This window comes from Streptomyces sp. RLB3-17, from assembly GCF_007113425.2.
Classification (GTDB): domain Bacteria; phylum Actinomycetota; class Actinomycetes; order Streptomycetales; family Streptomycetaceae; genus Streptomyces; species Streptomyces mirabilis_D.
In genome coordinates, this window is sequence record NZ_CP041610.2 from 3,886,753 (window position 1) to 3,898,346 (window position 11,594).

Here is an 11,594-nt window from a genome sequence, read left to right on the forward strand (position 1 = left end):
GTCGTGGGCGGCCCGCCCACAAGGTCGGGCCCCCTCTCACCGTCTGCAAGAGTGGCCGCCCTGGAACTGCTCATCAGCCTGCGGCGGCCGTCGGGACGGAAACGGGTTCGGGCGGGTCGGGGTTGGGCGGTGCCAGGTACGGGAACTCGCGCGAAGCCGGGACGGTCCCGTCGACGCCGTCGCTCACGCGCGGGCCATGGCCCGCGTTGACGATCAGCGTGTAGAGCGTGTCGATGACATCGTCGTTGAGCGACCGGCCGCCACAGGTCGCATGCTCCCGTCCCTCCAGCAGGGCCCGCTCGATCTCGAAATAGCTGTCTTCGGCGTACGGCTTGGCAACGTCCACGACCAGGAAGTCCGCGAGCAGCAGCTCCGTCAGCGGATGCGTCCCGTCCGGCTGCGTCGTCCAGTCCAGCTCGCCGTCGAGACCGTCGAAGAAGACCAGGTTGGCGTTAAGGCGTGAGCGATAGGCGGCCTCGTAGCTCGGCCCCAGCCGGAACGGATCTTCCTCGTTGTAGAGATCGCGCAGGTCAACGACCTTATTGGCGGCGTCGACCCCGTTGTCCGACAGGAGAATGTTCTTGACCTCGGGGCGGCCGAGGCGTTCGAGGCGCACCGGATACGGCCCGACCGTGACGGTTTCCGCCGCAACGGCGAAGACGCTCCCCGAGGCCGCCCCGAACACCCTGGCGACGTCGAGCTCTACCACGACGGTCAGGACGTCGGCGCCCTCCAGGGAGTTGGTGCCCTTCGGTACGAAGGCGAGCCGCCGCCTCGCCCGCGTCTCCACCTCCTTGGCCACGTCCATGAAGAAGGGATCCAGCCGCAGCCCGGCGTAGCAGCGCACGCCATGTCCCTCGCCGCCCCGCTCGTCATTCACCAGCAACGAAATCGATTCCCCGTTGGGCAGCTCGCACGTTCCCCGCTGCGCCAACTCCCCGTTGTCATCGGGTCCGATCGGAATCGAGAAGGTGCAGGTAAGCGCGAATTCGTCGGTGCCGACATCGAGGAGTGAGCCGGAGTCTCCCATGGGCACGGATGCCGGACGGACGCGGAAACGATAGCCGGCAGCGTCAGAGAACAGGGCTCCCGGCCGCGCGTTGGGAAAGACATTCATGACGAGGACGAGCCGACCCGACCGGGAGGGGCTGGGAAAGGCATAGAGGTCGGTCAGGTCTATGGCCGGATCGGCCAGGGCGCGAGTGCCGGAAAGATGGTCGGACATGATGCTGCGACCTCCCTGACGGGGCCCGAGCCGACGACCGCGCGCCGTTGCCAGGCCGCCTGGTGGTACCCAGGCGCCATGGCCACGGGGCTGTGGGCACCTGGGACGCGAGACAGCCGCTAGCTGGACGCGGTATCCAGCAACGCGTTGAACGCCTGCGTGACCTTCTGTGCCTTGGCGGTGTCCTCGACCGTCATGGTCGGATTGGAGGCGTACCACATGTCGGCCTCCACGATCTTCGTCGCCAGCCAGTCGACGATGTTCGGAGAGGTCGCCCCGGGCCAGCCCTCAACGACACCTTCGAACATCTCGTCGAACCACGGTGCGGCGTTGGCGAAGATGTCAGCCATGTACGGCTTGAAGTCACCGTCATAGGTGACCGCGCCTATGACCTGGGTGTCATTGTTGATGAAAGTGACACGGAAGTCGTGGACAGTGCCGACGACCTTTTCGTATTGAAAGGCGTCGTCCTGGATCTTGGCGGCGTTCTGGTGGAACCTCTCTGCCCCGCCTGGCTTGGCATCGAAGAGAACGGTGATTTCCGCTACCTCGCCGACCCGCTTGCCGAGACCGTCGGGCTGCCTGGTCACGGTTGGAGTCGCGGAACTCTGTGCCGTCATGACTCCCTCTCCCTTTGATCGTCTATCGGCCGGGCTGCGGGATCTCCTCCCTTCCGAGCACGTTCCGGAATGCCCACATAGCCAGTTTTGTCGTGCTCCAGTGCGTCGGCAAGACGATCAGGCCCCCTGGGCCGAAGACGTGCAGGAGGGAACCTTGACGCATGTCTCCCTGGTCTGCGGGCCACCGCACGAGAGGTTCGCGGCGGAGACAGAAGCGCAGGCCCGGCCGGGGGCCGGGCCGCGCACGCCGCGCTCGCGCGGCGCCTTGATGAAGTAGAGAAAGTTCTATCCCTTGGGCTGACCGCGCTCAGCGCGGTACTCGTCCAGCAGGCTGAAGAACAGCTCGACCGCTGGTGTGTTGGAGGCTTCAGCCTCGCGCTCGATCTCAGCTGCCCATCCCAGGGAGCTGTGCCGACCCAGCCGCTTCCACAGCCACTCGGCGAATGGCTCCTGGCACCCAGGGTTCCAGAAGTCGAAGGCCTCAGCTCGGGCACGAGCGAGGCCGGGAAGGCCACCTTGCGGACACCGGCCGCGCTCTACAGAGGCCCAGGTCCCCGGATTCACACCGGTTGACCTGGGCCTTAGTCATGTCCTGAGACTGGTGGGCGCGGACGGTTTCGAACCGCCGACATCCGCCTTGTAAGGGCGGCGCTCTACCGCTGAGCTACGCGCCCAGGACGAGTCGACAGCCTACATTGCCCGGGGGGATGCCCCGCAAACCCGTATCCGGGGGTTAACCCCACCTCAGGTCCGGGAGCAGCCCGGATCCCCCGGCGGACCCCGGAACCGTACGGTCGAAAGGCGTCGAAGGGCATCGGAGCGCGTCGGCGTTTCATTCCAGGGGGAGATCTTCATGGCTCGGACTCGGACACAGACGGCTGCGCGGACCGCGGCCGTCGCCGGTGCCGTCGGCGCTCTCGTCGCGACCGCCGCAGGTTGCGGGGCGAGTGCCGGGGACGACAGGCATCCGGAGCATCGGGCGTTCGCGCTGCACGGTCGTACGCTCACCGTGGACTCGGACGACTCCGCGCTTGAGCTCGTGGTCGCCGGGTCCGCCGCGGCGGACAAGGTCGAGGTCACCCGGTGGTTCCAGGGGCACATCGTCGTCGGTGGGGATCCGCGCGTGACCTGGACGATGAAGGACGACCGGCTGACGCTGCGGATGAAGTGTTCCGGCGTGGTCGCCGACTGCAGCGCCAAGCACCGGATCGTCGTGCCGCGCGGTGTCGCGGTGAAGGTCGTGGACGGGGACGGGAGCGTACGGGCGGAGGGGTTCAAGGAGGCGCTCGGGATCCGTACGTCGGACGGGAGCGTCCGGGTGACGAACTCCTCCGGCGCGCTGGACCTGCGTACCGCCGACGGCTCGATCCACGCCCTCGGCATCGACTCGCGTCACGTGCGCGCCCAGACCTCGGACGGGTCCGTACAACTCGAACTCGGCGTCGTACCCGACCTGGTCGAGGCCCGCAGCCAGGACGGTTCGCTCACCATCGGGCTGCCCCACGACACGTACCGGGTGACGGCCGAGAGCGGGGACGGATCCGTGCGGGTGTCCGTGCCCCGGGACCCGGCCAGTTCGCACGTCGTGTCCGCCCGCGCGAACGACGGAAGCATCACAGTACGAACCGCGAACTAACCGGCCCGTGTGTTCGTCCTTAACCGGTGGGAGAATGACCGGGCAAGGCGGATGACAGCACGGGAGAGGGATGTGACGGCGACACCTTCAGAGCCGTACACGCCGTCTGCGCCACGCGCGCAGTCGGTACGCCGTCAGCTCCATCGATACCGTGACGTGCTGACCCTCGTCACCCTCCCGCTCCTCGCCGCCCTCGTGCTGCCCGCGGCGTTCGCCGGTGGCGGCACCCGGCGCTGGTTCGGCGGGCGCGCCGAGAGTCAGCGGGCCGAGGCGCAGGCCGCGAAGGACGCCGCCGCGGCGGCGTTCTACGAGCTGGACACCGCCCAGCGCGATCTGCGGATCTCGATCGAGACCATCATCGCCGTCGACGACTCCCCCGCGGCCCGCCGCGCCGTCTCCGACTTCGAGGCGCTGGGCCGGCGCATCGACGAGGCCAGTGGGAAGTACATTGAGGCCGTCGACGCCCACGACCTCGACCGGGACGAGCTGGAGGCGTCGGTCGCCACCCGCGCCCGCGCCGAACTCACCGCCGCCAAGGACCAGCTGGGGCGGGTCAAACAGGACCTGGACCGGTTCGGCCAGGGACTCGCGCCGCTGCTCGGGAAGGCCGAGACGCAGCTCGTCCGGCTCGCGCCCGCCGTCGAGCGCGCCCGTCAGGCCCTGCTCGCCGCCTCGAACGCCCTCGACAACGTCCGCAAGACAGGCCTCAGAGCCGATGATCTGGCCGGCCGGCTCGCCGCGCTCGGGCCCGAGCTGACCAAGCTCAACCAAGGGGCCGGACAGCATGGCGTAGCGGAGACGCTGGAGCGCGCCGAGCGGGTCTCCCGGGAGGCCGGGGCGGTGCGCGCGGAGGCCGAGCGGCTGCCGGAGCGGGCCGCGGAGATCGACCACCGGCTGGTGTCGCTGCGCACCCGCGCCCAGGCGCTGACCACCCGCGCCGGGCAGGTGGAGCCGGTGCTGAGCGAGCTGCGGCGCCGGTTCTCGGCCGCGTGCTGGCAGGACCTGCAGCACGTACCGGAGCAGGCCACCGAGAACGTACGGCAGGCCGAGCTGAAGCTGAAGGAGGCGCAGACCGCGCGCGACGCGCAGCGCTGGCCGGACGCCACCGCGCTGCTGTCCACGGTGCGCGCGCTGCTGAACGGTACCGACGAGGCCGTGTCGGCGGCCGGCGACCGGCTGCGACGGCTGAACGCCGTGTCCAAGGACCCCCAGCAGGAGATCGACCGCACCCGCTTCGCCGTCCGGGACGCCCAGCGCCTGGCCATGGCGGGCCGCAACACCCCGGATCCGCGGCACGCCCGCCCGCTCGACGACTCCGTCGCCCGGCTGGAGCGTGCCATCGCCGCGCTGGAGGGGCGCCACCCCGACTACTGGCACTTCCTGACCGAGACGGAGGCGGTACGGGCGACGGCCGCCCGGGTGGTCTCCCAGATCCGCGAGGAGCGCGGCGGCCCGGTCTGAGCTTCTCCGGTGCCGGCGATCCCGGTCCCCGGTGTTGGCGGTCCCCGGCCTCCGGGCGGATGCTGGGATGTACGTACGGCCTCCGCTAGCTGGAGAGGGAGGCGGACATGGCCACGCACGTACTTCGTCCCGGAACCCGACGACGCATCGCCTTCGACGACCATCTGCCGGTCGATCACCGGCTGAACACGTTCTACCGGATCGGCGCGGGCCTGATGGGCCTCTTCCTGCTCGCCTTCGGCATCCTGGGCCTGACCAACAAGGTCGGCTTCTTCACCACCCGCGGGGACACGGTCATGGGGCTGAACACCAACGGCTCGCTCAGCGTGCTGTCCATCTGCGTGGGGCTGCTGCTGTTCGCGGGCATGGTGATCGGCGGGAACTTCGCCTCGACGCTCAACATGGTCCTCGGCGTCCTGTTCATCCTCGACGGCTTCCTGAACCTGGCGCTGCTGGACGGCCGCTACAACTTCCTCGCCTTCCACATCCAGAACGTGCTGTTCAGCTTTGTGGTCGGCGTCCTGCTGATGTTCTTCGGGATGTACGGGAGGGTCGGCTCGGCCCTGCCGCACGACAACCCGTACTACAAAGCCCGCCACCCCGAGGAGGCCGAGCGGGCGGAGCAGATCCGGGCGCTGCGGGAGTCGGCCTCGGCAACGGCCCTGCAGCAGTCGCACAGGGCCGCGCCGACGCCCAAGGCCGTGGGCGGCACGGAAACCAAGGCAGCGGAATCCACCGACGCATCGGAATCCACCGAGGCGGCGGAATCCAAGGCCTCGGAGACCAAGGCATCGGAGACCAAGGCCGCCGAGCCGCCCGGGACCACGGACCCCTAGGTCACCTCAGGAGATCAGGTGACCAGGTGATCAGGTGCGGTACGCGTAGTACGCCGAGGTCGGGTACGACGCGATGATGCTCGACAGCGACCGGCGGTAGGTGTCGGCGTCGTGGTACGTCAGGTACGGCATGCCGCTGGAGCTGCGGTAGGACGTGATCATGGTGTGGTCCTTGGCCCCGTCCCTGTCGAAGTCCACCTGCAGGACGTCACCGACGTCCATCTGGTAGACGTTCGCCAGCGGCGTGGTGCGCTTGGCGGTCTGGGTGAACCAGGACCACTCGTTCACGCCCGCCCAGGAGTCGGACTGGCCGTTGGCGACGTAGTACCAGGTGTCGTACTCCTCCGGGGTCACGGTGCTGATCGGCTGCCAGCCGCCCGCCAGCAGGCTCTGGCTCACGAAGTTGGTGCAGTCGCCGCCGACCCCGTTGAACTTCCGGTAGGCCGTGTTGTAGTTCTTCCAGTACTTCTCCGCGTAGGTCGCCATCGCCGCGTAGTCGTACGCGCCTCCGGTGAGCTTCTTGGGGTTGGCGGGCGCGGGATACGTGGTCGCTGCCGGGGGGGCGTCGACAACGGCCATCGGGGTCCTGCGCGCGGGGGCGGCGGTGACGGGTTCGTTGACCTGGTGGGCGCCCTTGTCGGTCGTACGCAGGCCCGAGAGCTTCCAGGTGCCGTCCGGCTGGGCGGCGAAGGTCAGCACGTGGTGCGCGTTGAAGCCCGTGGTGCCGGGTTCGTCGCCGCGGATCTTCTTGTACGTGAGGACGGTGGTCTCGGTGACCCAGGCGGTGGCCACCTTGCCCCACCTGCGCGTCCTGTCGACCGTGACCTTGGTGTCGGCGGCGGTGTAGGCCTCACCCAGCGCCGCGAGGCGGGAGCGGGTGCCGCGCAGGGAGGTCACCGCGGTGTCCTCCGTCTTCGCCAGCGCGGCGGTCAGCCTGACGCCTCCCGTCGACTTCGACGCGAGGGCCGTGCGGGGTGCCGCCTGGCTCTTGTCGAGGAGGGCCGCCGTGCGGTCGGTGAGCACGGCGTCCGCCATCCGGCCGAACGCGTCGGCCGTCGCCCGGTTCACGGTGCCGGACGCGGTCGCCGCGTGGGCGGAGGAAAGGGGCAGCAGGACTGCGGAGACGGCTATCGCCGTCAGGGTCGAGCATCGGCTCAACATCTTCGATCTCACTGATGATCTCCTTACACCCGATCAGATGCCGGGGAGGGAATCTTTACACGTCCTCCTCAACTGTGGTGAACCCGGGTGGATTTCATGCACGCCCAGGTCAACTCCCTTGAGAAAAGGGTAAGTTGACGCACCGAAAGTCGGGGCGCCGTTCACGGCTACTTCACCACCGTCGACCAGTCCGGGGACTGCGCGGGATCCAGACTGCGCAGGCGCTCCAGGGTCGCGGGCTTCTGCACGTCGAGCCAGTCGGCCAGTTCACGGAAGGACACACAGCGAACGCCCTTCTTCGTGCACACGTTCTTGACGACCTGGTCGATGGACTTCATGTAGATGCCACCGTTCCAGTTCTCGAAGTGGTTGCCGATGAACAGCGGTGCGCGGCTGCCGTAGTACACGCGGTTGAAACCGTCCATGTACGACGCGACGGTCTGCTGCTCCCACTCGGGGTACTTGGCCGGGTCGCCCTCGGTCGAGTCGCCGGACTGGTTGGCGAGGAAGTTGAAGTCCATGGACAGACCTTGGAACTTGCCGCCCTCGTAGGGGAGCAGCTGCAGCGGGAAGTCCCAGACGCCCTCCTTCTTGTTGGGCCATATCTGGAGGTTGCCCGAGGAGCTCGCGTCGTAGCGCCAGTCGTAGTCCTTGGCGGTCGCCTTCATGGCCTTGAGCAGGTTCTTCTGGCCCTCCAGGCACGGCGCGCGACCGCCGCTGACCTCCTTCGTGGGGTCGAACGGCAGGGCCGGCAGGTCGGTGTAGCCGGTGTTGGTCCTCCACTTCTCGACGAACGAGAAGAACTGGTTGATCTCGCTCTCCCACTCCGCCACGCTCCAGTCCCCGCCGCCCTTGTCCTCGCAGAAGTGACCGTTGAAGTGGGTGCCGATCTCGTTGCCCTCCTTGTACGCCTTGCCGAGCTCCACCAGCGTGTCGCGGATGTGCTGGTCGGTGGCGTAGCTGATCGCCGCGGCGCCCGGCGCGTGCATCGGCGGCTTGTAGAGGGTCTTCTTGTCCTTGGGCAGCAGATAGATGCCGGTCAGGAAGAACGTCATGTGGGCGTTGTACTGCTTCGCCAACTCCTGGTAGTGCGTGAAGAGTTTGTCGTCGCCCTGGAGGGCGCCGTCCCAGGAGAAGACGACGAACTGGGGCGGCTTCTCACCCGGCTTGAGCGGGACGGGCTTCAACTGGCCCTTCTGCGGCCCGGTGTAGGACGTGGAGCCGTCCCCGAGCACCTTCGTCTTGCCGTCCCACGGGGGTTCTTTGGTCGTCTTGGTGGCGCCGGCCCCGGAGCGGGGACCGCCGGCCGAGGCGGCCGGTGTGGTGTCGTCCGAGTGGTTCAGGGCCAGGTAGGTGGCGGTCGTCGACGTCACGACGAGGAAGGCCGCCATGGCCACGAAACCCTGGCGGGCGGAACCGGGAGCGGGCGCGGGTTCGCGGCGGCGGTGACCGCTGTGCTTCGAGTTCATACGGGGCACATTCTGCGAGGGGGGTGGAAGGAGCGGGCGGGGGCCTTTCGGCCATCGGGATGCGCGGTGGCCTCTCGGCCGTCGGGGTGGGCGGCCTCGTGGCCGTCGCGGTCAGCCGAGCGGACTCATGGCGCCGGCCCAGATGCCGTACGGGACGTCGTCGGCGGACGTGCCGGCGAGCCCCTTGAGCGGCAGTGGTTCGAGGCTCTTGGCCAGGTCGATGCGGTAGAGGACGACGGCGGTCGACACGGAACGATTCGTGCCGACGTACCAGGCGGCGGTGTCGTCCGCCGTGGTGCCGGCCTTCCCGGCCGTCTCCGGTGCGCTCAGGGCCGCGGTGGGGTGCGCCGTGCCGAAGGCGTCCGTGAGCCCCTCGGTGACCTCGCGGGCCACCTCGGGGCTCACCGCGCGCTGGGGTCGGGGGGTGTCCTGGGCGACCTGGGAGCCGTTGCGGGTGATGCGTCGCACGGAGTACGGCTCGGTGTGCGACCCGCCCGCGGCGAAGGTGGCGTAGGCGTTGGCCATCCGGATCGCGCTGGGCGTGGAGTTGCCCAGGGACAGCGCGGGCACCTGGGGACCCATGGTCGACGAGAGCAGCCCGGCCGCTTCGGCGGTCTGCCGCACCTTGTCCAGGCCCGTGTCCATGCCGAGCTGCATGAACGGCACGTTCACGGACTGGGCGAGCGCCTTGCGCAGGCTGATCTGCCCCCAGGACTTGTTGCCGTCGTTGTGGGCGGCGACCTTCTTGTTGGCGCGGTCCCAGTAGGGCCCTTCGGGTGTGGTGACAGGGATGTTGTCGTCACCGTTGTAGAGCGTCTCCGGCGTGACCGGTGTCGCCGTACTGTCGCGGGTCTTGTGGACGCCGTGTTCCAGCCCGGCCGCGTAGACGAACGGCAGGAACGCCGAACCGGCCGGGACGGTGCTCGCGTTGGACTCGTTGTAGCCCTGCGTACGGTGGTCGGGGCCGCCGTAGACGGCGAGGATCTTGCCGTCGGCGGCCACCGAGGAGGCCCCGTAGTGGGCGGTCTTCGCCGCCTTGGGGTCGCTCTTCAGGGCCTTGTTGCGGGCCTTGGTCACGGCGTCGGCGAGCGCCGTCTCCCGCTTCCGGTCGAAGGTCGTGTAGATCTGGTAGCCGCCCAGGTCGAACTGCTGGTCCGAGATGTGCGCGGCCTTCTTGGCGTACTGGGTCGCAAGCTCCACCAGGTAGTCGCTCTGCTTGCCGGTGTCGAAGGTCTGGGACTGCGTGGTCGGCTCGGGGAACTTCGTGTACTTGGCCCGCTCGGCCGGCGACAGCTTCCCGATCTTGACCATGCGGTCGAGGATCCAGGACCAGCGCTCCACGGCGCGCTTGTGGTTGGCCTGGCTCAGGGTGGGGTCGTACAGGCCGGCGCCCTTCAGCAGGGACGCGAGCATCGCGGCCTCGCTGGCGTTGAGTTCGCCGACGTCCTTGCCGTAGTAGGCCTGGGCGGCGCGCTGGATGCCGTACGTGCCGCGGCCGAACCAGCTGGTGTTGAGATAGCCCTCGAGGATCTTGTCCTTGCTCATTTTCTGGTCGAGCTTGAGGGAGATCATCGCCTCGGTGAACTTGCGGCTCACCGAGCGGTTCTGGTTCAGGTAGACGTTCTTGACGTACTGCTGGGTGATCGTCGAGCCGCCCTCGGTGTTGCCCTCGCCGATCGTGCGCACCAGGGCGCGGGTGATGCCCTTGAAGGAGATGCCCGGGTCGGAGTAGAAGCTCTGGTTCTCCGCGGCCAGCACCGCCCAGCGCACGTCCTGGGGTATGTCCTTCAGCGGCATCGCCTGCCGCCGCACCCATCCGGTACGGGCCATGGGCGTCCCGTCGGACCAGAAGTAGACGTTGTCCTGCTGGGTGGCGTACGTGTTGAGGTTCTGGGGTATGTCTGTCGCAGCGTAGGCGATCACCAGAAACGTTCCGCTCAGCCCGATGGCCAGGCCCCAGGCTCCCAGCCACTGGCGCCAGGAGGGCACCCAGCGCCGCCAGCCGGTGCGGCCGGGGCGCGGGTACGCCGGTTTCAGACGGCGCGCGATGCGCGCCCAGCGTCCGGCGAGCGCGGAGGGCATGGCCGGTTTGCGGCGGGTGCCGCGATGGCCGGAAGTCGTCCCTCGATCGGCGCGTTGTGCGGGGTCCTCCGCACCTGAGTGCGCCTCGATCTCGGCGCGTGTGGGGACGCGAAGCTGCGTGGTCTTCTCGGCGGGACGTTCGGCGCCTGGCGGGAGGCGGAGCTGAGTGGTCTCCTCGGCGCGGGGCGGGAGGCGAAGCTGAGTGGTCTCCTCGATGCCGGGCGGGAGGCGAAGCTGAGTGGTTCGCTCGGCGGGAGTCTCGTTCTCCGTGTCTTTCGCACGACGGCTCGCGGAGTCTTCCGCACGACGACTCGCAGGGTCTCCCGTACGACGGCTCGCGGAATCCTCCGCATCACGGCTCGCGGGCCGTTGCGGACCGAGCCCGCGGCGATTCCGGCGGTCGTCGCCCTCCCCGCTAGCCACGGACGGCTCCGGCGCTTGGACGGCCCAGGAGTTGCGGGGCATCTGTTCGATGCCATGCCTCGGTCACGACTGCGTCTCCCTCCGCACTTCGGAATTGCGCGCGCGGGTAGATGCAGCTGCCGCACATGCGGCTGCGAGCCCCCCTCCCCGACCTTGCGGCTCGTCGCGGCCCTCTTAAATTATCAGCGACTAATACGATCTCCTCGCCCAGGAACCAGACAGAAATGTTCAGCAGGTCAAGTCGGCCCTCTGAAGGCACCGGGCGGGAATCGGGGAGGAATCGAGGAGGTCCGGGTTCCGGATCACGGCGCGACCCGGTGCGTGACCGGGCCGCGGAAGGCTTCGATCGTCGGCTCCCGGCCGCTAACCTGTGCGTATGCCTCGCTATGAGTACCGCTGCCGGACCTGCGGCGACACCTTCGAACTGAGCCGCCCGATGGCGGAATCCGCCGCTCCGGCGGACTGTCCCGCCGGGCACGACGACACGGTGAAACTCCTGTCGACCGTCGCGGTCGCCACCGGCGGGTCGGCGTCCGCGCCTTCCCCGGGCCCGTCCGCAGGGGGCGGAGGCGGGTGCTGCGGCGGCGGTTGCTGCGGCTGATCGACCAGGATTTTTCAGGAAGTCTTCAGCTTTTCTTCGCCCGAATCCTCCGTGCGGCCCGGGCGTGTCGCACTCTCAGG

9 protein-coding genes and 1 tRNA gene are annotated in these 11,594 nt (G+C 68.6%); 4 read left to right on the forward strand and 6 right to left on the reverse strand.

Going from position 1 to position 11,594, the window contains the following annotated elements:
- Positions 1 to 73: 73 nt before the first annotated feature.
- The 3 genes from FNV62_RS17985 to FNV62_RS17995 all read right to left on the reverse strand — a co-directional run bounded on the left by FNV62_RS17985 (position 74) and on the right by FNV62_RS17995 (position 2,519).
- Positions 74 to 1,225 carry a DUF4331 family protein gene (locus FNV62_RS17985; protein WP_143613249.1) on the reverse strand — a complete coding sequence of 384 codons (1,152 nt, stop codon included), beginning with the start codon at positions 1,223 to 1,225 and terminating at the stop codon, positions 74 to 76.
- A gap of 119 nt (positions 1,226 to 1,344) precedes the next feature.
- A complete protein-coding gene (locus FNV62_RS17990) occupies positions 1,345 to 1,845 on the reverse strand; it encodes a hypothetical protein (protein ID WP_060896063.1) in 501 nt (166 codons plus the stop codon).
- A 599-nt stretch (positions 1,846 to 2,444) separates the two neighbouring features.
- A tRNA-Val gene (locus FNV62_RS17995) sits at positions 2,445 to 2,519 on the reverse strand.
- A gap of 179 nt (positions 2,520 to 2,698) precedes the next feature.
- On the opposite strand from FNV62_RS17995, the gene FNV62_RS18000 reads away from it, so the two are divergent.
- The 3 genes from FNV62_RS18000 to FNV62_RS18010 all read left to right on the forward strand — a co-directional run bounded on the left by FNV62_RS18000 (position 2,699) and on the right by FNV62_RS18010 (position 5,778).
- Positions 2,699 to 3,481, forward strand: a complete 783-nt coding sequence (locus FNV62_RS18000; protein ID WP_143607972.1) for a DUF4097 family beta strand repeat-containing protein — start codon at positions 2,699 to 2,701, stop codon at positions 3,479 to 3,481.
- Between the two features lie 72 nt (positions 3,482 to 3,553).
- Positions 3,554 to 4,942 (forward strand): hypothetical protein, encoded by a 1,389-nt coding sequence (locus tag FNV62_RS18005; protein WP_144315402.1) that lies wholly within the window; start codon positions 3,554 to 3,556, stop codon positions 4,940 to 4,942.
- 107 nt (positions 4,943 to 5,049) lie between these two features.
- The gene (locus FNV62_RS18010) at positions 5,050 to 5,778 is read left to right on the forward strand and encodes a DUF4383 domain-containing protein (protein WP_143654966.1); all 729 of its coding nucleotides are present in this window, start codon (positions 5,050 to 5,052) and stop codon (positions 5,776 to 5,778) included.
- Positions 5,779 to 5,808: 30 nt separating this feature from the next.
- On the opposite strand, the gene FNV62_RS18015 is transcribed toward FNV62_RS18010, so the two are convergent.
- The 3 genes from FNV62_RS18015 to FNV62_RS18025 form a co-directional block, all read right to left on the reverse strand.
- Positions 5,809 to 6,939, reverse strand: coding sequence for an amidase domain-containing protein (locus FNV62_RS18015; protein ID WP_097284519.1), 1,131 nt, complete (start codon positions 6,937 to 6,939; stop codon positions 5,809 to 5,811).
- 167 nt (positions 6,940 to 7,106) lie between these two features.
- Positions 7,107 to 8,408: a hypothetical protein gene (locus tag FNV62_RS18020; RefSeq protein ID WP_097284520.1), complete on the reverse strand. Its 1,302-nt coding sequence runs from the start codon at positions 8,406 to 8,408 to the stop codon at positions 7,107 to 7,109.
- 111 nt (positions 8,409 to 8,519) lie between these two features.
- Positions 8,520 to 10,490: a transglycosylase domain-containing protein gene (locus FNV62_RS18025; protein WP_225900283.1), complete on the reverse strand. Its 1,971-nt coding sequence runs from the start codon at positions 10,488 to 10,490 to the stop codon at positions 8,520 to 8,522.
- A gap of 799 nt (positions 10,491 to 11,289) precedes the next feature.
- Between FNV62_RS18025 and FNV62_RS18030 the strand changes: the two genes are divergently transcribed.
- Positions 11,290 to 11,514, forward strand: coding sequence for an FmdB family zinc ribbon protein (locus FNV62_RS18030; RefSeq protein ID WP_079089420.1), 225 nt, complete (start codon positions 11,290 to 11,292; stop codon positions 11,512 to 11,514).
- Positions 11,515 to 11,594: the final 80 nt, after the last annotated feature.